The sequence below is a fragment of the Salibacterium qingdaonense genome (assembly GCF_900114715.1).
GTDB lineage: Bacteria > Bacillota > Bacilli > Bacillales > Marinococcaceae > Salibacterium > Salibacterium qingdaonense.
In genome coordinates this window covers 1-19,415 of sequence record NZ_FOTY01000027.1, presented here as the reverse complement: position 1 = coordinate 19,415, position 19,415 = coordinate 1, and the positions used below count along the sequence as shown (strand labels likewise).

Genomic DNA, 19,415 nt, shown 5'->3' with positions numbered 1-19,415 from the left:
CCTGGTGCTCTTCCCTAACGACCAATTTTCCATTCCGGCTGGCGGGAATCAGTCGTTAGCTGGGAGCCAGCGGCCAATTTCAGCTTAGGTCAGCGGTGGATTGGCCACTGGAGCGTTCTAACGACCAATCCAGCTTTCGCCTCAGCGTGCCGTTGGTCCCCAGACCTGCTCTAACGACCACTTCCTCCCTCTCCCGCCGGTGAAACAGTCTTCAGCGCAAAAAAAGACAGCAGAGCGTATCTGCTGTCGGGGGGGGGGGGGGCTCTCTACTTTGTTTGGTTCTCATGATTCGTGATTTCAACGACCTGTCCGGTTTTTGCGGATCGGAGGGCGGCAGCGGTGATCTGCTGGGTTTTGAGCGCATCGCTGTAATCTGATTGGATTTCAGAAGTATCTCCGCTTTTCACCGCTTCGATAAAGGTTTCATTTTCTTTTTCATACGGGTCGTCGCGGTCATTATATTCTTCCATCACGCCGCCGCTGTCATGCTCCACACGGTCCGGCTGCCAGCTTAAAATGCCGTCATCGGTGTAGAAGGTGATGCCGATGTCGTGAACATGCGGCGGCAGGACACACGTGTTGGAGAAGTTCGCAATAATGCCGTTTTCAAGCGTCAGCGTTACTGCGCCAACATCGGCGATGGATACATTATTTTCGTCTTTACCCAGGATCGTGTTCGCAAAGACAGCATACACGCTCTTCACTTCCCCGGCAGTGAAACGAAGCAGATCGACCAGATGAATCGTCTGCTCATTGAACTGCCCGCCGGACCTTTCCTGGTCGGTCCACCAGGCCGTCTGCGGAATGCCGCTCATCCAGCGTCCGGTAATCATCCCGATCTCCTGAAGCTCAAGAAAGTTCTTCATCGTCTGCGTATTCTGCTTGTACCGGAAATGATAGCCGACCGAGGTGATCAGCGATTTCTCCTCAATCTGACGGGCAAAATCAGCCGGCATGTCCGCTTCGTTGCTGAGCGGTTTTTCTACAAAAAAAGGAATGCTGCGGTCGATCAGCTCCTGTTCAATCGAGCCGTGCGCCATCGGAGGAACGCACACATAAGCCGCATCCAGCTTTTCGGTATCGAGCATTTCCGCCAGATCGCCGTAACCGGTGGCTTCGTACTGCTTCGCCATCCGATCCGCCTTCTCCTGACTCGTGCCAAAAAATGCAGCAATATTCACGTCCCGTCGGGTGGATAGAATGTCGGCATGCTTTTTACTGAAATTCCCGGTTCCCATGAATCCAATATTTATTGTCATGTCCAGTCTCCTTTTCATGCTTTATTCTTATTCTACCACTTCTGCCCCTGTCCCTTCATCTCCTTTATTGATTCCTGATTTTTTACGAAGCAGCTGCTACGGTGGTTGTAGACATTTCAAGCGGCAAAATGTCCAGTATCGGCCGGTTACGGACATTTGGGAGGGAAAAGTGTCCAATATCCTGAGGTTACAGCCATTTTAACAGCCTTCGTCCCTATTTTTGTCCGTAATACAGGTTTTACAGACATTTTCTTCGGTAAAGTGTCCGTAAAAACCCTAAGCAGTATATGAACAAACAATATTATGAGAGAAAAGCACTATCCCTGCATCGAATTTCCTGTTTTTATCTTTTTTTCCACACCCTCTTTCTCCATACCATTTCTTTTTGTATGCTGGATCATGTGTGGAAAATCGTAACAGAAGCAGGAGGTTATTATGAAACAGATATTTTTCTTGATTTTATGTACAGTGACAGTAACCGTCATGGCTGCGTGCGGCAGCAACGGAGAGAATGCGGAGTCTTCGGCAGGAGCCGAAGAGAGCGGAGCGGCTGAAGAACAGCAGGAAGAAGCTGAAAACAGTCCGGAGGAAACGGCGGCATCAGAAGAAACGGACACCGGTTCTGAAAGTGCTGATTCGGAAGGAACCGGTGAAGATGAGGCTGGTGGAAGCGCCGACGGAGAAAACTACGAACCGTATGAATATGAGGAAGTGTGGGCGGATGTGGGACTCGAAGTGGAATCCTCCAAAGAAGCCCTGCAAAGCGATTATGAGAAATTGGTCAAAGCCTTAACAAATGAACATAAACAGCAGTATGATTCTTACGTAAATGGAGTTACAACCGCCATTGAGGCAGAGACAACCATTGAACTTCACTATAATCGTTTCATGAATAACGTTCCTGATATACTTATGGACACAAAGCGCGTGGAGCTGGAAACAAGAGAGATTGATTTTGTCCGGCAGCAGCTTATTAAAGGAATGGAAAATATGATAGACGCGATTGAGCCGATGGATACCGAACTGGAAGGGAAGACTGCGCAAGAAGCGTTGGACGAATTGAACAGCGCGATTGACGAATCCAATCATTATGACGCCTTAGGCTATGTCCAGCTTCAGCGCATTCTGGAGGAAACCGGCGCCCTTAAACCCGAAAACGAAGATGATTACCTTGATTTTATCGACGAACAGCTGAATGAGGAGAAACTGTAAACATAAGAAAGAGCTGCCCCGGATGATACTGGGCAGCTCTTTTACGTGTTTTCTTCTCACCTCATTATCTGTTCTGCATCCCGTAATAATGAATCAGCGGCCCCTTTGGCAATTTGGTTCCGCCGTTACTTAAAGGTTACCATTCTATATCGATGAAATCGGTAGCTGGAACAGAAGAATAGGTGGAACATTCTTACTTTATTTCATAACCTGTCACAAAAAGACATGGGAAGCTTCTATGTTGTCTTCGAGATGGAGGATGCCGAAGGAGCAGTACGGTGCTCTGCGCCGGTATAAGAGGGATCCCGGGTTAAACAGCAGCGTTTTGCCGCTGTACCGCAGCAGCGGCAGGTGGGAATGGCCGAAAACGAGAATATCAGGCGGATCCTGAAACGCTTCAAGGGCGCGCTGTTCGGTTGTTTTTTTCTCCCCGTGGCCGTGGACGACACCTACCGCCCAGCCGTTGATGTCGAGCAGCTGTTTGTGTGGTACGAGGTCCTGGATGTCTTCTCCATCCACATTGCCACACACGGCGGTTACCGGGGCGTGCTGCTCCAATGTATGCAGTACCTCCGGAACCTGCACGTCTCCTGTATGAATGATATGATCGGCAGCCGCAAGTTCCCGCAGCAGCCTGTCCGGAAGCGGTTTGTCCGTTTTCTTGATATGGGTATCCCCAAGAACTGCAATTTTCACCGGAAACGCTCCTTTCTTATGTTTATCCCCACCCCACAGGAGGAATACTTGGAGTGGACGCCGGTCCGTGAGCATTATTTTTTACGCGGAGTGGAATTTCATTATATGATGTACCCGCACATTCATAAAGGAGGTCGATTGCATGGCAGATAAAAAAGTACTGATGGTCGTGACGAACCACACCACCATCTCCGACGATCATAAAACAGGGTTATGGCTCGAAGAATTTGCTGTACCTTACAATGTATTTAAAGAACAGGGATACGACGTAAAAGTAACAAGCATTGAAGGCGGCGAAGTTCCGCTTGATCCAAACAGCATCGAAGACCGCGCGGAATGGAAAGACGCGGAAGCGGTTCTTCAAAACACCGTGAAGCTCAGCGAAGAAGACAAACACGGCTATGACGCTGTCTTCCTTCCGGGCGGCCACGGTACAATGTTCGACTTCCCGGACAGTGACGTTCTGCAGAATGTTCTGCAGCATTTCGCGGAAGAAGACAACGTGATCAGCGCCGTCTGCCACGGCCCGGCCGGTCTGGTGAACGCCACCTACGCCGACGGCACACCGGTTGTGAAAAACAAACGCGTGGCAGCATTCACCGATGATGAAGAAATCGAAATGCAGCTGGATGCGCACATGCCGTTCATGCTCGAATCCAAGCTCCGCGAAAAAGGCGCCAACATCGAACGCGGTGAAAGCTGGAGCGATTTCTCCGTCGTGGACGGCAAGCTCGTCACCGGCCAAAATCCGCAGTCCAGTAAAAGCACCGCGGAAAAAGTCGTCGAAACGCTCGAAGCCTAAGACATTTTCTTTTTACGAACGAACCATATATGAGTTGAAATCGAAAAATGTTGAATAAAAAAAGGGTCCGATTATCCTGCATGGATAATCGGATCTTTTTTATGAGATGACAATGCGTTTATTGATGAAACGGCGGGGTCCCGGCGGTGAACGTTTCCAAGTTTAACATCAGCAGAGTTAATTTGAACTTTTTCCATATTTTTAACCATTTCTCTATCAAGTTTTAGGACAAAGGTTTTTGGTATTCCCATTTCTAAACAAGGTGTATTATTTTCTTCCAGTGTTATATCTATAACATTATCATCAGGATTAGATTCAATATTTTCTATTTCTTTTGTACAGTTTTTTGATTCAATTGTTGCTATAAAGATAACAGCATATTCTTCCCAATCTATATTTGGAGCGGTGTTCCTGAAATCAAACTGATTCCATCTGTTTTCGAAATCATTTTGATGAAACACTGGGTAATATTCAGCATCTTCAGCCCCGTGAGTGTTACTCTCGGCTATCAGCCCCCCATTATCGAAATTAGCGCACGAAGCTATCAGTACAAAAGGGGCTGATGCCAATACTATTAACGAAAATTTTATCAACTTCTGCTTGGTATTCAATGTTATTCTCATCCGTTCTCTTGTCATAATGGAATGCTCAAGGCCGGCTTTGATCCTTACCTTTTTGTTTGATAATTCAACTATAACAAACGGATCGCTTTTTGTTTCTTTCGTTTCGAAAAAAATGCAAAAATATTCTTTCACCGCTCCGGCAGTCAGGCCGCTGATGATGCAGCGCTGGAGCACGACGGATATGAGAACGACCGGGATGGACAGCGGCAGAAATAGTTTGACAATCATCCGGAACACCCGCAGCTATTTTTAGTCGTTCTTCGCTTCCCGGAGCCAGACTCTCATCTCCCCCGGCGTTCGATTGGCCCATGAAAAATAAGGAACAGCTTTAAACGTTACCGGTTCTCTATGAGGACGTTGCGTCGTGTACAATGCATCGCCGTGCAGCGTTTCGCGGTATCCCTGACCGGTAATCACGTTGATACCGCCAAGGTCTCCTTCTTCAAACGTCACGTCGCACGGGCTTTCGTCCGACACAAGAATTTCCTGCAGTTCACTTCCGTTGTCGTGTTCTTCCAGGCAGTACACCATCGGTCCCCTCTGCAGCGCTGTTTTTCCGATGTTTTCCCGCACCCTTGTGTCCGCGCGGATCCATTCCACTTCCATGGGCAGAAACAGCGTCACGTCATCTTCTTTTTGCCAGTATCTGTGCACTTTGGCGTATCCGTTTTCTGTGACGTCCTCAATGTCCACCGTTTCGCCGTTCACTTTTAATTCCGGATTCCGGCACCATCCCGGTACGCGAAGGGCCACCGTCAGCTCCACACCCCCTTTGTCCGAATCTAGTGTAAAGGATACGTGCTCCCCCCACGGATACTCCGTCGTCTGCCGGACACGGATATTTTCCGTATCGGTTGAAAATACTGCGTCCCCGGCGGCATACAGGTTGACCTGCAGTTCCTTTCTGTCCTCCTTAAAGGCGTAGACATAATCTCCGAACGAACTGATGAAACGGGCGATGTTAGGCGGGCAGCACGCGCACACAAACCAGCCCTGGCGCTCCAGTTCCGTGTCGGATAGATCATTCCGTGTTTTCACCGCTTCGGGCCACACTTCCAGCGGATTGACGTAGAAATACTTCGTACCATCGAGCGACATGCCGGAGAGAAGACCGTTATAGATGGTTCTTTCCATCACATCCGCATAAGAGGCGTCTTCTTTAAGCTGAAGCATTCTCTCCGCCCAGAAAACGAGCCCGACGGACGCGCACGTTTCGGTATAGGCCCTGTCGCTTGGCAGGTCGTAATCAAACGAAAACGATTCATGATAATGGGACGAACCGATGCCGCCTGTCACATACATCCGCTTATCCGTCATATTTCGCCAGACGCGTTCACTTGCTTCCACCAGTTCAGGGTCCCCCGTTTCCGCCGCCAGTTCCGCCACCGCTGTATAGAGATAAACAGCGCGGACCGCGTGCCCTTCTATACTCGACTGCTCTCTGATCGGAAGATGGGACTGGCAGTAAGAAGGCGGCGTTCCTTTGTTGTCACCCCGCTGCGCGGCTTCCCATTCAAAATAGTGCGGCTCGTTCCCTCTTTCATCAATGAAAAATTTGCTACTATTCAGATATTTAATGTTGTCTGTTGCTTTATACAGTTTCAGCAGTGCAAGCTCTATTTCCGGATGACCTGGATACCCTTTCATTTGGTTTTCCCCCGGGCCGAACAAGTCTGAGATGAGATCGGCAAACCGGCAGGCAACGTTTAAAAGTACTGTCTTCCCGGTCGCGTCAAAGTAGGCTACGGCCGCTTCCATCAGATGTCCGGCGCAGTACAGTTCGTGATCATCGCGGAGATTCGTCCACTTTTTATCAGGCCTCACGCACTGATGATACGTATGGATATAGCCGCTTTCCTCCTGCGCGGCCGCAACCAAATCAATCGCTTCATCCGCCTTTTTTTCCAATTCCTCGGTCCGGTGCATCGATAACGAATAGCCGACCGTTTCCAGCCATTTGTACAAATCACTGTCCTGAAACACCATGCCGTAATACGTCGCGTCCGAAAGTCCTGCAGCTATCCTGAAGTTTTCGAGCGTATGACTTGGTTCCACCCCGGGAACATTGTCATTCAGTGTGTCCCACTGATAAGGAATGACCGATTCCCTTATGAGCTGCTGTCTCTTCTTCCACAAATTATCTGAAAATGTTATATTTGATATTGATAGCGCTGTCATTTTTGTCATTCTACGAATCCCCTTTCGAGTAATAGGTATAAGAATAAGTGGAATATAATGACCCGGACAGTTGCCGGATTCCAGGCGCCACCGTACCTGGAACCGCCTGATATGTCATTTCAGCTTATCCTTCTAACGAAATCATATCACTACCGTGTGACGGTGTCGGTAGTTCATATGGAAGAATAGGTGTATTTTTCTTACTATATGTGCAAAGGAGAATACGGATGCATATCAAAACAAGCACGAAAGAACCACTGGAATTTATTTCAGCCGGGCAGTTTATCTCAAGTAAACCATGGACACATGAAAAAAGAGTCATCGACAGTTACGAGCTGATTATCGGGGTCAACGATACCTTGTATATGGAGCAGTCGGACCAGAAATACAACATCGACCCCGGGCAGACAATGCTCGTGCTGCCGGATCAGATTCACGAAGGTTTCTGTCCGTGCGCCCCGGGTCTTTCGTTTTACTGGGTCCACTTTGTATCCCCCTCGCCGGTATATCACATCAGCAATGAAGAAATGGATCAGGAGATCTCCCGCTTAAGAAAAAATCCTGATACCCAAAGCTCGATTTCCGACATTTACCTGCCGCAGTATTTTCACGGCGCTGTGTCGGACCGTGTCAATATTTTGTTTCAGCAGCTGCTTCATATCGACAACTCCAATTACTACACCTCAACGAGCGTTCATTATTTACTGACGTCCCTGCTGATTGAGCTGTCCGAGCAGAATATCACGAATTTCTATTATGATTTGAAAGACAATCAAATGGATCATCACCTGGTTAGAATCATGGAATGGACGCGGGTTCACGCGTTTGAGGATATCACGGTGGGAAAAGTGGCGGAGCAGTTCAACTACAATAAAAACTATTTGTCACGTCTGTTTAAATCCAAAATCGGCATGAATCTAAGCGAATACATCCATCTGCTTAAAATTTCCAAAGCAAAAGAGCTGCTGAGCCGCACCAATAGCAGTGTGAAAGAAGTAGCGGCAGCGCTTGGCATCGAGGATGAGAAATATTTCATGAAGATGTTCAAAAAATATGAAAACATGACACCGACTGAATTCCGAAAAGCATTCTACCGCACGCATATGAATAATACGTGATCCGCGGGACATTTTTTCATCTATTATTTCTCCTTCGAATGTGATTCTGATTTTTCGTACGATTTTCTTCTTTAACGTGTTACAATGGAATAGAAACTTTTCACGAGAAGGAAGGGATAGTCATGAGTATTACGTCAACAAAACCTCCATTCCGCGCCGATCATGTCGGAAGTCTGCTTCGGACGGAACCTATCAAAGACGCAAGAGAGCGTTTTGAAAACGGGGATATCGATAAACAGGCGCTGCGCGACATCGAAGATCAGGAGATTACGAAAATCGTAGAGAAGCAGAAAGAAGCCGGCATTCATGCTGTGACCGACGGCGAATTCCGCCGCGGCTGGTGGCATTATGATTTTCTCGCCGAGCTCGACGGGGTGGAAGAGTATGAAGCCGAATCCGGCATTCCATTTCAAGGGGTCACGACAAAAGCCCGCGCCATCCGGATTGTTGGAAAAATCGATTTCAACGAGCACTCCATGATTGACGATTTCCGTTTTCTCAAAAGCGTGGCCGGTGATCATGAGGCGAAGATGACGATTCCGAGTCCGAGCATGCTTCATTTCCGCACCGAATTCGCCGAGAGTGCGTATGAGGACCTGGCGTCGTTTTTCCACGACCTGGCCCAGGCTTACAAAAAAGCGATTCAGGCATTTTACGACGAAGGCTGCCGCTACCTGCAGCTCGACGACACGTCCTGGTCGCACTTCTGCTCGGAAAATCATGACGCAGAGATTTTCGGGGAAGGCGTTGATCCCGAAGATATTAAGAACTGGTACGCTAAAACCATCAATGACGCCATCGCCGACCGTCCGGATGATATGACCATCACGATGCACATCTGCCGGGGCAACTTCCGCTCCGCCTGGATTGAGTCCGGCGGCTATGAACGAGTAGCGGAGACCATTTTCCAGAAGCTGAACGTGGACGGGCTGTTTCTCGAGTACGACACCGACCGCGCCGGCGGCTTTGAACCGCTCCGCTTCGTAGAACGCTCAGACCTCTTCATCGTGGTCGGTCTTATTACGTCAAAATTCGGCGAGCTCGAAGATCCCGAGGACGTGAAGAAGCGGATCCGCGAGGCCGCAGAGTATGTAAGCCTCGATCAACTCTGCCTGAGCCCGCAGTGCGGCTTTGCCTCCACCGAGGAAGGCAACATTCTGAGCGAAGAAGAGCAGTGGGAAAAACTGGCTCACGTCAAACGCATCGCCGACGACGTGTGGGGCAGCAAGTAAATCACGCAGCAGGGCAGGAGAAAGCGCAGCGCTTTCCCTGCCCTTTTTTTATGTGCGGGACATGCTCTACGTCACTTTAAGGGGGGATGGGTCGACAAAAGTGCTTTATGGGTGGTTCATGATGACGTTTGAGGGGGCGCTGGATTCTCTAAAGTGCTTTAGGGACTATTCATAACGACGTTTTAAAGGCGGCTCGAACCTTTAAAGTGCTTTAGGGACATTTCCTCCCCCTTTTCACGCAGCGGCACGAGCTCCAGGTTACGTTTGTCCGTTTATTTTCCCGCTAAACGTAACGTAGAATCGCTCATGATGACGTTTAGGGGTGCGCAGCTTCCCCTAAAGTGCTTTATGCATGATTCATAGTGACGTTTATACGGGCACAAAGCTCACTAAAGTGCTTTATGAGCCATTTCTAACGACGTTTGAACTCCTTTCCCGCCGCTTAAACGTAACGAACGCCGCATCCGCCCAGCTGCACAGAAAAAAACACCGCTTCAGCGCAGGACACGAAGCGGTGTTTTCCATTTTCTTTTATCACAGTCAGTACGGTATCCATCATTCTTCTACAATGCGTTTACTTATCCAAGGTATATTGATGAAAAACAAATAGATAATGGAAAGTATGAATATTCCCATAAGAGTAAATCCACCACCCGGTCCAGGTACAAGTCCTTCATTCGTGATAGGAAATATCCATCCAAAGGTCCTGAGAATAATAAGACAATAAGGAAACCACAGCAGCACCGTCCACATACTGATAATGCGGTTCTTTAACCATGTTACTGTAAGGTAGAGGCCTGAGACGGCTCCCAGAATGTATACAATCAAAGTGACAATGATGAAAATGATATCCTGCGTTCCGGTGTTGAATCCAATGAGATTATCAATCCGGTATGTGTTGTATAAAAGTAAACATGGTACGGCTGTCATACACCCATACAGCAGACTCAAGATATTTAATTTCAAAAAGTACGCATCCCCTGCCATCCTTTCGTTTTTCGTTTACCACAAAAACGAGATGGATACTGCTTATGTTGCACGTTCTATATGTATGTTACCACTGTTCCACCGGGATAAATTGAATATCATTTCTATTTCCGCAATATGTGTCTTTAGAGTCATTGTAAAAGATTTTATTGACATTTTACCGCATGGAATATATTTTTAAAACATACTAAACTTATATGATTTATAAGTTTATAGGAGGAGATATGAGATAGTGATATATAAATGTACTCTTATGCATACTTTCAAATGTCATGACCGTTAAGGACTTGGATCCAACATAAACAAAAGGGGGAAATGATGATGAATACATTTTATATTATTTTAAATGTTGTTGTTCTTATTGCACTTATTGGACTCCTGATACGCATGCAGCAAAAACATTATTCATTCAGTAAACGTGTCTTTACAGGGCTTGGCCTTGGAATTCTATTGGGTGTCATTCTGCAGGCTGTATATGGTACAGGATCCGATGTGCTTTCCGGGACAATAGGATGGTACAACATTGTCGGCAGTGGTTATGTGCAATTATTGATGATGATTGTTGTTCCACTCGTAATGGTTTCTATTATTCAATCGATTATTAATTTGGAAAAAACATCAGATCTGGGCAAAATGTCGACCTGGATTATCGGATCTCTCGTCTCCACTGCTATGGCGGCCGCTCTCGTTGGAGTCGGAAGTGCTGCCGTTTTTGACCTGAATGCAGGCGAAATTGAGTCCGGTCAGGCTGAACAGGAACGGGGATCGGTATTAGAATCAACATTGGGAGATATTGAAGATGAATCCATGCCAGAAAGGATTCTAAGCTTTGTTCCTTCCAATATCTTTCAGGATATGACCCAGGATCGTCCAACGTCTGTTATAGCCGTTGTTATCTTTTCTATGATTGTCGGCATTGCGGTATTAGGATTGCGCCGTAAAAATCCAGAAGAAGCAGAGCGGTTTACTAAAGGGGTCAATACCGTTTTTTCCGTTGTCATGCGTATCGTTACATTAATTCTACGCTTAACACCATTCGGTATACTTGCATTAATTTCCACAACTGTCGCCAGTACAGAGATGGCAGGAATCCTGCAGTTAGGTAAATTTGTTATTGCGTCATACGCAGCCCTGCTTGTTATGTTTTTGATTCACTTGGTTCTGATTGGTGTATTTGGACTGAACCCCATGACTTATTTAAAAAAAGTACTCCCGGTTTTAAGTTTCGCATTCACCTCCCGTTCCAGTGCCGGAACGATCCATTAAACATCCAGGCCCAGAAGAATTCCCTTGGTGTTGATCAGGGCATTGCCAATATGTCTGCTTCATTTGGAGCAACCATCGGGCAAAATGGATGTGCAGGAATTTATCCAGCCATGCTTGCTGTTATGATCGCACCTTCTGTTGGAATAGATCCTTTCACACCTGGTTTTTTGATTCAGTTGGTATTAATCATTGGAATCAGCTCGTTTGGTGTGGCCGGAGTCGGTGGTGGTGCCACATTTGCAGCATTGATTGTACTCTCGTCCATGGGGCTGCCGGTTGCTCTGGCCGGGTTATTAATCTCCATTGAACCACTAATCGATATGGGGCGCACCGCATTGAATGTTAATGGTTCTATGCTCACAGGTACACTGTCATCACGTATCTTGAAAAAATTAAATTGGAATACCTTTAACGACAAAACAGCAGTCGAACACGAATCAACACTGTAAGATGAAACAACCGCTCTTGTATAGGGCGGTTGTTTGTCATTTTTTTATATTTTTAGTTCGGGACGCCGGCAGCATACGCTCTATGCTGCGTTTGTCCGTTCATTTTCCCGCTAAACGCAACAAACCCCGGGCCCGACTTGAATTTCCAAACACCGCCGCTTCCTCTCGTTCTTAAAAAGAAGAGAAAAAATCATGGAGAAAGTCGAAAAAAATCCGTTCCGTCGGCAGAAGCTCCCGTTCCTTCGGTGTGATCAAACCAACGGTGCGCGTCACATCCGGGTTTCGGATTTTCTTTTTTACGGTATAGCGCGGCGTTGTATCCACCAGGGTGACTTCCGGTATCAACGCTATGCCAAGGCCCGCCGATACCAGCCCTTTCAACGCATCCACATCATCTCCCTCAAAGGCCGTCTTCGGTTCAAATCCCTGTTTCCGGCACGCTTCAATCACCAATTCCCGGAAGTGCATCCCTTCCGGAAGCAGGATAAACGATTCTTCCCGCAGCTGATGCAGCGTGACATACGGTTCACCGGCCAGCGCGTGATCCTGTGGGAGCAGCGCTATTACATTTTCGGTGAACAGCACGTGTCCGTATACCTGGTCGTGGTCCTCGGGAACCGGAGCAAGCAGACCCATATTGAATTCGCCGCTCATCACTTCCTCGAGCACATCATAGTAAACATTCTGTTTCAAATGGAAATTGGCATCCGGATAGGTTTGGCGGAACGAGGAGATCGCGGTCGGAAGCGTATACGCCGCCATGCTGATCGGATACGTGATCCGGATGGTTCCGCGGTGCGGATGCAGATACTCCTGCACTTCCTGGGTTGCGTTTTCCAGCATCTGAAGAGACTTTTTGGAGCTTTCCAGAAACACTCTTCCCACCGGTGTTAAACGAACCCGTCTGCCCTGCCGGACAAACAAATCAACGCCGAGTTCCGCCTCAAGATTACCGATCTGGCGGCTCACCGCAGACTGCGCAACATGCAGTTCTTCAGCAGCTTCTGTAATGTGTTCTCGTTTGGCGACTTCCATAAAATATTTCAACTGTCGTATTTCCACGTTGGACTCTCCGTTCATCGCATTTTGATATAGGTTCTATCTTTTATTTATATTGATTAGAACAATCCTGCTCTTTTACAATACACTTGAATCGTTTCCTTTACAATGATTCAACATAGTACTGTCTGGGAAAGGAGAATTTCTTGTGAACAAAGCATCCTGGAAATTATGGCAAAAAGAGGTCATACGAGAAGATTACACGAAACCGGAAATGTCGGAGTCCCTCCGCAGAAAACGGATAGAACAGGTGAACCGGAAATACGGGACGAACCATATGCGTCCTGTGACTCAACCTGCATCTGACAACCAGTAACCCACCCCTATCTAAGCCGGCCGGCTGTTTATTACATAACCACCCCATTCCCTTTATTTCATCCTTATCTCATAACAGCATGAAACCAATCTCTATTTCGTATTGTTTTGATTGAGCTATCAATTATAAAATATTCTATAACAGATTTTTCAGAATACACACACTAAACTGTCTGTGTTGAAGAGAGGTTGGGATAGTGACATGGTGACTGCTGTTAATACGACGCAGACTGACATAAACCGTGCACAGCAATACGTAGACAATGTATTTGACACCGTGACAAAACGTAATCCAAATGAAGATGAATTCCACCAGGCCGTGCGTGAAATCGTTGATTCTCTAGTTCCGGTTCTTGCTGCCAATCCGGCATATATGGACTATGGCATCCTCGAACGAATGGTGGAACCAGAACGAACGATTTCCTTCCAGGTTCCCTGGGTCGATGATCAGGGGCACGTGAACGTCAACCGGGGCTTCCGGGTGCAGTTCAACAGTGCGATCGGGCCGTACAAAGGGGGACTGCGTTTCCATCCGACCGTAAACGCCAGCATCATTAAGTTTCTCGGCTTCGAACAAATTTTCAAAAATGCCCTGACATCTCAGCCGATCGGCGGCGGTAAGGGCGGGTCTGATTTTGATCCAAAAGGAAAATCGGACGCCGAAATCATGCGCTTCTGCCAAAGCTTCATGACCGAACTTTCCCGTCATATCGGTCCGGATACAGACGTACCGGCCGGCGATATCGGCGTCGGACCCAGAGAAATCGGGTATATGTTCGGACAGTACAAAAAGCTCCGCGGGCGTTTTGAAGCCGGGGCACTTACCGGGAAAGGACTGCCGTATGGCGGAAGTATCGGCCGGACAGAAGCCACGGGCTACGGCACGGTCTATTTCATGCAGGAGATGCTCAAAGATAACGGACTATCCTTTGAGGGACAGACCGTCGTTGTATCCGGTTCGGGAAATGTTTCGATTTATGCAATGGAAAAAGCGGCTCACCTCGGGGCATACGTTGTGGCATGCAGCGATTCAAACGGGTACATTTATGATCCCGGCGGCATTGACCTGCAGACGATCCGGGACATCAAAGAAGAGCGGAAAGAAAGCCTTGCCGAGTACGTGAACGAACATCCCGATGCCGAGTTCGGAGAAACAGGATCCGGCATATGGTCTCTCCCCTGTGACATCGCCCTGCCGTGTGCGACCCAGAATGAACTGGATGAAACAGCGGCGAAGCTTTTATCCGCGAACAACGTGAAAGCAGTGGGAGAAGGAGCAAATATGCCCTGTACGCTGGATGCCGTTCATGTTTTCCAGGATAATGATGTATTATACGGACCAGCCAAAGCCGTGAACGCAGGCGGCGTCGCTGTATCCGCCCTCGAAATGGCCCAGAACAGCACGAGGCTTTCCTGGACATTTGAAGAAGTAGATGAAAAGCTGCAGGATATCATGAAAACCATCTATCAAAACAGCGTGGAGGCTGCGGAGAGATACGGTCAATCCGGAAATCTGGCCGCCGGTGCCAACATCGCCGGCTTTCTCAAAGTCGCCGGCGCCATGGCAGACCAAGGGGTCGTTTGATATTCAGGAGCATACATTAAAGCCGGATGTCTATCAAATAGACATCCGGCTTTATGATGTATGCCGGGAGCACACGGTTTATTCGCTTTAAGTTACGTTTATCCGTTCATTTTTCCACTTAACGTAACGTAGATACGCTCATGGTGACGTTTAGGGGAGTACGGAACCCTCTAAAGTGCTCTGGGAAGCTTTCCTGACGACGTTTCAGGGGACGCTGGATCTTCTAAAGTGCTTCATGCAACATGCCCAACGACGTTTTAAAGCCTGTGTTACCCCCTAAAGTGCTTTATGGATTATTCCTCTCCCTTTTCACGCATCGGCCCGAGCCCCGGGTTGCGTTTATCCCTTCATTTCCCGGCTAAACGTAACCCGGATTCGTTCATGGTGACGTTTATGGGGGTGCGGAACCCTCTAAAGTGCTCTGGGAAGCTTTCCTAACGACGTTTTGGGGGACACCGGATCTTCTAAAGTGCCTTATAACCCATTCCCAACGAACGTGTGTCCACCTGCTTTCCTCACAACCTGAACGCAACAAACAAACGCCTCCATTTTCTACATACCGCCATACATCCGCTCTGCGTTCTTCTGCGTCCGCGCCGCCAGATCTGCTTCCTTCTCCCCTGTTATACCGGCAAGCGTTGCGATTACATCATGAAGCAGCTCCGGCGTGGTTTCCATTCCGGCAAACGGGCCCTGGAACGGCCACGGACCGTCGGTTTCGACAAGCAGCCGATCCGGCGGTACCGCGGCCGCGAGCCGCTGGTCCCGTTCCCGGTAACAGACTTCCGGTGTGACCGATACCATGTACCCTGCCTTCGTGATGCGTGCCACTACATCTTCCGGTGCTTTCAGCCAGTGAAAGTGGGCGGGGACAGCCGGCGCTTCCCGGCGCAGAATGTCAAATGCCAGCTCCGCTTTGTCATGCACCGCGTGCAGCGCAGCCGGCAGTTTCAACTCCCGCGCGACAAGCAGGCACTCCGCGAGAAATTCCTCATACGCTTCGAGCGGTGACGGCAGATAATCGAGTTCGTAATGGGGCAGTCCGATTTCACCGATGCAGGCAATATGCTCCCGCTCGAGCTTCACGAGACACTTCCACTCTTCCCACTCCGACGTCTCAGGCAGCGGCTGTTCCGGGTGAAACCCGCACCCCGCCCTGACAACATCCGGATAACGCTCCTTGATTTCAAGCGTCCTGTACGACGAGGCGAGGTCGTTGGATACCGCTGTTACCTGCTTCACACCGGCTTCGCGCCATCGTTTTATCCGTTCATCCAGGTTATCGTACTGTTCCAAATGAATATGCGCATCAAACACGACTCCCGCCTCCCATGTCTTTTTATACTCAGTATTCCCTCTGCTGGCTGCGGCAAACCCTCCCCCGCTGTGTTTTTCACCGAGGCAGAAAGGGTATACTTCTCCCGGCAGGACAACTTTCAACAGAGAGGCTGGAATCAATCATGACAACCACCCATAGAGAAAAAAACGAACAGACCGAAGCCGGTGCCTACATAGACCGCGTATATCAGCAGATGGTCGAGCGCAACCCGGGCGAAGATGAATTCCATCAGGCCGTGCGGGAAATTTTCGATGCGCTGGAACCTGTGTTTGAAGCCTATCCGATGTACAGGAAGGAAAATATCCTCGAGCGGATGGTGGAACCGGAACGGATGATCACCTTCCGTGTCCCGTGGGTCGACGATGAGGGTTCCGTGCACATAAACCGCGGGTTCCGCGTGCAGTTCAACAGCGCCCTCGGGCCGTACAAAGGCGGTACACGCTTTCATCCATCGGTGAACGCCGGAACTATTAAATTTCTCGGATTCGAACAGATTTTGAAAAATGCCCTGACGGAGCAGCCGATCGGCGGCGGTAAGGGTGGGGCTGATTTTGATCCAAAAGGAAAATCGGACGCTGAAATCATGCGGTTCTGCCAAAGTTTCATGAATGAACTGCATCGTTATATCGGCCCGGATACCGACATTCCGGCGGGTGATATCGGTGTTGGTCCGAAAGAAATCGGCTATATGTTCGGCGAGTACAAAAAACTGCGCGGCCGCTTTGAATCCGGCGCTTTCACGGGCAAAGCGATCGAGCACGGCGGTATTCTCGGCCGCACGGAAGCCACCGGATACGGCGCCGTTTATTTTATGAAAGAGATGCTGAAAGATCACGGGCAGTCGTTTGAGAATCAAACCGTCGTCGTGTCGGGTGCGGGTAACGTCTCGATCCACGCGATGGAAAAAGCGGCCGAGCTCGGCGCGCATGTTGTGGCGTGCAGTGACTCGCGCGGGTACATTTACGACAAAAACGGCATAAATATCGAAACAGTCCGGGAGGTGAAACAGAGACAGGGGAACAGCTTGTCCGCCTACACCTCCTATCATCCGGACGCCGAGCATCACGACAATCCGTCGGCGATTTGGCAGACAGCCTGCGACATCGCCCTGCCCTGCGCGACGCAGAATGAAATCAACGAAGAAGCGGCAAAGACACTTACAGCAAACAACGTCAAAGCGGTCGGGGAAGGCGCGAATATGCCGTCCACCCTGCAGGCGATCCGCACGTTCCAGGAGGCGGGCGTCCTGTTTGCCCCGGCCAAAGCCGTCAACGCAGGCGGTGTTGCTGTGTCCGCTCTCGAAATGGCGCAGAACAGCAGCCGTCTGGCATGGACCTTCCAGGAGGTCGATGACAAATTACAGGACATTATGAAAACCATCTACCAGAACAGCACCCAGGCCGCCCAGTCCTACGGCCGTTCCGGCGATCTGGCCTCCGGCGCCAACATCGCCGGTTTCGTCAAAACAGCCGACGCGATGATTAAGCAGGGGATCGTATAATAGACATGTAAAAAAACGGAGCCCGGGCTCCGTTTTTTTGTATGCAGCTTCCGGCCCCGGCCCGTATTTTCTGGAATTCAGCATGTATTGCTGCGGGGCTGGCATGTATCGCGGCCGATTTGGCATGTATTCGACACTACTCCGCTTGTATGCAGCACCATTTGGCCGGTAACGCGCCCCCGCAAAGAAAAAATGTGCCCAGCCCTTAAAATCACAGTGTAGAACATTTCATGCCGCCTACCACCTGGAGTGCTCCATAGCAGAACAGCGCCGCTTTTGGGGCTCGATTTCCTGTTTTGGCAGAGGGTCAGGTTCCGGCAGCAGTAAATGCAGCGTAAACATGAACGGCACGGAGAAAAAGGCATGCCGGAAAATGCTGATTGTTTCAATATTGTCATGCACCCCCATGAAGTCATAATAGTCATACCATATTAATGGAAGCATGACGACAGTCGTGAATAAGATGCCTTGAAATAATTTACTCTTTGGTATAGTAAAACAGTAAAAAGCAACAGGGAAGATCCACATAATATAAGCCAGGAGAGCATCGCCACGAGCAATAAGATCTCCATCATAAGAACCGCCGTCATGGGATTGATAGTAATGATGTAATGTTGGCAGGATATTGTCCAGCAGTACTTGAAGAAGAAAACCAAGAAATACAACCCCTGCAATACGAACCGTCATCGAATCCGGGTATTCTACAGGTTTCAGGCTGCTTCGTTTCATGTTTTACCTCCCTCTTTGTAATCTGTGTACGTGATTAGTGACACATTCATCGCACCACGGATTTTTAGGTTCTGTCTTTTTATAAGGCTGTTTTCTCAAAGATTGTGGTCTTATTAAATATTTTGCCGCTCTTCATTTTTTTGTTAAAATTAGTATATAATTCAACAAGGTAGTTAAGTTGGGGGATGCGTATTATGAATAAATCTGATGGATATACGAAATTTCAAGTAGGCTTTCATATCTTTATAGTCCTAATTGCTTTAGGTATCATTGCTTCTTATGCACTGAATGATTTTCAAGTTTCTTATGTCATAATTGGTTCCGTTATAGCAATTGGTAGTATATATCAGCTTTATAAGTTGATTAAGAATACTAAGTCTGTAAATGAGAAAAGCGATTAAATTGCTATTTTTAACCGGCCTCTTCATGGCGTATTAGTCATACCGTTGAATGTTCTACCGTAATCCTTGCATAGATAGCGTTGTAGAGAATGATACTTACCATTACGCTTAACAGGAATTCTCCCGCAATGAACACAAGCCATTCCAGAATCAAATCGTGCCTCATGAATGGTTTTGAGTCGTTTTGTGATTTTGTCTGGTTCTTCCGAAAACAAACCTCGCTTCATTGCATCAAATAAAGCTGTCTGCTCCATTTTCGTTAATCCGCTGAAGCCTTCATATACATCTTTCCACATACGGACATCCGGTGTTTCTTTCATTATCATGACACCTGAATCCGTGATAATATCTTTCGACATACCCTTCAAAACCTTGATAAAATAGGGGATAAGATCCTATTCATCTTATTGGATGAATGCACCCGGAAGGTGAAAAAATGAAACGTCGATTTGATATCCAATTAACGGATAATTATATTATATCTGCCAGTGGACTTCTCTTGATAGGGGAACTTCTTCAATCCTTGAACTTACATAAACGTCTCCATTCCTTATCCATGCCCGGCTTAACATCGTCGGCCGCGATTTCCCACGGCGATGTCGTGTACAGCTATCTCGGTCTTCTCTCTCAGGGAAAAAATGATTTTGACTGGATAGAAGAATCC

At 48.2% G+C, this 19,415-nt stretch carries 16 protein-coding genes and 3 pseudogenes; 10 read left to right on the top strand and 9 right to left on the bottom strand.

Annotation, left to right across the window (positions count from 1 at the left end):
• Positions 1 to 266: 266 nt before the first annotated feature.
• A complete protein-coding gene (locus tag BM058_RS14920; RefSeq protein WP_090927941.1) occupies positions 267 to 1,259 on the bottom strand; it encodes a Gfo/Idh/MocA family protein in 993 nt (330 codons plus the stop codon).
• Between the two features lie 435 nt (positions 1,260 to 1,694).
• Here BM058_RS14920 and BM058_RS14915 point away from each other — a divergent pair, with 435 nt between their 5' ends.
• On the top strand, positions 1,695 to 2,471 hold the full coding sequence (locus BM058_RS14915; protein ID WP_090927939.1) for a hypothetical protein: 777 nt from the start codon (positions 1,695 to 1,697) through the stop codon (positions 2,469 to 2,471).
• Positions 2,472 to 2,684: 213 nt separating this feature from the next.
• Here the strand turns inward: BM058_RS14915 and BM058_RS14910 are convergent, their stop codons facing one another.
• The gene (locus BM058_RS14910) at positions 2,685 to 3,167 is read right to left on the bottom strand and encodes a metallophosphoesterase family protein (protein ID WP_090927937.1); all 483 of its coding nucleotides are present in this window, start codon (positions 3,165 to 3,167) and stop codon (positions 2,685 to 2,687) included.
• Between the two features lie 142 nt (positions 3,168 to 3,309).
• On the opposite strand from BM058_RS14910, the gene BM058_RS14905 reads away from it, so the two are divergent.
• Positions 3,310 to 3,969, top strand: coding sequence for a type 1 glutamine amidotransferase domain-containing protein (locus BM058_RS14905; protein WP_090927935.1), 660 nt, complete (start codon positions 3,310 to 3,312; stop codon positions 3,967 to 3,969).
• A 71-nt stretch (positions 3,970 to 4,040) separates the two neighbouring features.
• On the opposite strand, the gene BM058_RS14900 is transcribed toward BM058_RS14905, so the two are convergent.
• Both BM058_RS14900 and BM058_RS14895 read right to left on the bottom strand, forming a co-directional pair.
• Entirely contained in the window at positions 4,041 to 4,820 is a 780-nt protein-coding gene (locus BM058_RS14900; RefSeq protein WP_090927934.1) for a hypothetical protein, read from the bottom strand.
• A gap of 21 nt (positions 4,821 to 4,841) precedes the next feature.
• Entirely contained in the window at positions 4,842 to 6,779 is a 1,938-nt protein-coding gene (locus BM058_RS14895; RefSeq protein WP_090927932.1) for a glycoside hydrolase family 127 protein, read from the bottom strand.
• A gap of 218 nt (positions 6,780 to 6,997) precedes the next feature.
• Between BM058_RS14895 and BM058_RS14890 the strand changes: the two genes are divergently transcribed.
• Both BM058_RS14890 and BM058_RS14885 read left to right on the top strand, forming a co-directional pair.
• Positions 6,998 to 7,888, top strand: a complete 891-nt coding sequence (locus BM058_RS14890; protein ID WP_090927930.1) for an AraC family transcriptional regulator — start codon at positions 6,998 to 7,000, stop codon at positions 7,886 to 7,888.
• 122 nt (positions 7,889 to 8,010) lie between these two features.
• Positions 8,011 to 9,120 carry a 5-methyltetrahydropteroyltriglutamate--homocysteine S-methyltransferase gene (locus BM058_RS14885; RefSeq protein ID WP_090927928.1) on the top strand — a complete coding sequence of 370 codons (1,110 nt, stop codon included), beginning with the start codon at positions 8,011 to 8,013 and terminating at the stop codon, positions 9,118 to 9,120.
• Between the two features lie 555 nt (positions 9,121 to 9,675).
• Here the strand turns inward: BM058_RS14885 and BM058_RS14880 are convergent.
• Positions 9,676 to 10,086: a hypothetical protein gene (locus BM058_RS14880; RefSeq protein WP_090927926.1), complete on the bottom strand. Its 411-nt coding sequence runs from the start codon at positions 10,084 to 10,086 to the stop codon at positions 9,676 to 9,678.
• 342 nt (positions 10,087 to 10,428) lie between these two features.
• On the opposite strand from BM058_RS14880, the pseudogene BM058_RS14875 reads away from it, so the two are divergent.
• Positions 10,429 to 11,822: pseudogene (locus BM058_RS14875) on the top strand (L-cystine transporter).
• A gap of 171 nt (positions 11,823 to 11,993) precedes the next feature.
• On the opposite strand, the gene BM058_RS14870 reads toward BM058_RS14875, so the two are convergent.
• A complete protein-coding gene (locus BM058_RS14870; protein WP_090927924.1) occupies positions 11,994 to 12,884 on the bottom strand; it encodes a LysR family transcriptional regulator in 891 nt (296 codons plus the stop codon).
• Positions 12,885 to 13,029: 145 nt separating this feature from the next.
• On the opposite strand from BM058_RS14870, the gene BM058_RS18360 reads away from it, so the two are divergent.
• The gene (locus BM058_RS18360) at positions 13,030 to 13,197 is read left to right on the top strand and encodes a hypothetical protein (RefSeq protein WP_177195580.1); all 168 of its coding nucleotides are present in this window, start codon (positions 13,030 to 13,032) and stop codon (positions 13,195 to 13,197) included.
• A gap of 201 nt (positions 13,198 to 13,398) precedes the next feature.
• On the top strand, positions 13,399 to 14,781 hold the full coding sequence (gene gdhA / locus BM058_RS14865) for an NADP-specific glutamate dehydrogenase (RefSeq protein ID WP_090927922.1): 1,383 nt from the start codon (positions 13,399 to 13,401) through the stop codon (positions 14,779 to 14,781).
• Positions 14,782 to 15,333: 552 nt separating this feature from the next.
• Here gdhA (BM058_RS14865) and BM058_RS14860 read toward each other — a convergent pair.
• Positions 15,334 to 16,239 carry a TatD family hydrolase gene (locus tag BM058_RS14860; protein WP_245737026.1) on the bottom strand — a complete coding sequence of 302 codons (906 nt, stop codon included), beginning with the start codon at positions 16,237 to 16,239 and terminating at the stop codon, positions 15,334 to 15,336.
• Between the two features lie 2 nt (positions 16,240 to 16,241).
• Between BM058_RS14860 and gdhA (BM058_RS14855) the strand changes: the two genes are divergently transcribed.
• Positions 16,242 to 17,621 carry an NADP-specific glutamate dehydrogenase gene (gene gdhA, locus BM058_RS14855; RefSeq protein ID WP_090927920.1) on the top strand — a complete coding sequence of 460 codons (1,380 nt, stop codon included), beginning with the start codon at positions 16,242 to 16,244 and terminating at the stop codon, positions 17,619 to 17,621.
• 237 nt (positions 17,622 to 17,858) lie between these two features.
• Here gdhA (BM058_RS14855) and BM058_RS14850 read toward each other — a convergent pair whose 3' ends face one another.
• Positions 17,859 to 18,350 carry a hypothetical protein gene (locus tag BM058_RS14850; protein WP_090927918.1) on the bottom strand — a complete coding sequence of 164 codons (492 nt, stop codon included), beginning with the start codon at positions 18,348 to 18,350 and terminating at the stop codon, positions 17,859 to 17,861.
• A gap of 194 nt (positions 18,351 to 18,544) precedes the next feature.
• Here BM058_RS14850 and BM058_RS14845 point away from each other — a divergent pair, with 194 nt between their 5' ends.
• Positions 18,545 to 18,751 carry a hypothetical protein gene (locus tag BM058_RS14845; protein WP_090927916.1) on the top strand — a complete coding sequence of 69 codons (207 nt, stop codon included), beginning with the start codon at positions 18,545 to 18,547 and terminating at the stop codon, positions 18,749 to 18,751.
• Positions 18,752 to 18,777: 26 nt separating this feature from the next.
• On the opposite strand, the pseudogene BM058_RS14840 reads toward BM058_RS14845, so the two are convergent.
• A pseudogene (locus tag BM058_RS14840) lies at positions 18,778 to 19,047 on the bottom strand (transposase); the annotation flags it as partial.
• 140 nt (positions 19,048 to 19,187) lie between these two features.
• Between BM058_RS14840 and BM058_RS14835 the strand changes: the two are divergent.
• Positions 19,188 to 19,415, top strand: a pseudogene (locus tag BM058_RS14835) (IS1380 family transposase); the annotation flags it as partial.

Coding starts and splice junctions, on each gene's coding strand:
- BM058_RS14920 (WP_090927941.1), bottom strand. CDS start 1,259: ATGACAATAAATATTGGATTCATGGGAACCGGGAATTTCAGTAAAAAG.
- BM058_RS14895 (WP_090927932.1), bottom strand. CDS start 6,779: ATGACAAAAATGACAGCGCTATCAATATCAAATATAACATTTTCAGAT.
- BM058_RS14885 (WP_090927928.1), top strand. CDS start 8,011: ATGAGTATTACGTCAACAAAACCTCCATTCCGCGCCGATCATGTCGGA.
- BM058_RS14915 (WP_090927939.1), top strand. CDS start 1,695: ATGAAACAGATATTTTTCTTGATTTTATGTACAGTGACAGTAACCGTC.
- BM058_RS14850 (WP_090927918.1), bottom strand. CDS start 18,350: ATGAAACGAAGCAGCCTGAAACCTGTAGAATACCCGGATTCGATGACG.
- BM058_RS14845 (WP_090927916.1), top strand. CDS start 18,545: ATGAATAAATCTGATGGATATACGAAATTTCAAGTAGGCTTTCATATC.
- gdhA (WP_090927920.1), top strand. CDS start 16,242: ATGACAACCACCCATAGAGAAAAAAACGAACAGACCGAAGCCGGTGCC.
- BM058_RS14900 (WP_090927934.1), bottom strand. CDS start 4,820: ATGATTGTCAAACTATTTCTGCCGCTGTCCATCCCGGTCGTTCTCATA.
- BM058_RS14905 (WP_090927935.1), top strand. CDS start 3,310: ATGGCAGATAAAAAAGTACTGATGGTCGTGACGAACCACACCACCATC.
- BM058_RS14890 (WP_090927930.1), top strand. CDS start 6,998: ATGCATATCAAAACAAGCACGAAAGAACCACTGGAATTTATTTCAGCC.
- gdhA (WP_090927922.1), top strand. CDS start 13,399: ATGGTGACTGCTGTTAATACGACGCAGACTGACATAAACCGTGCACAG.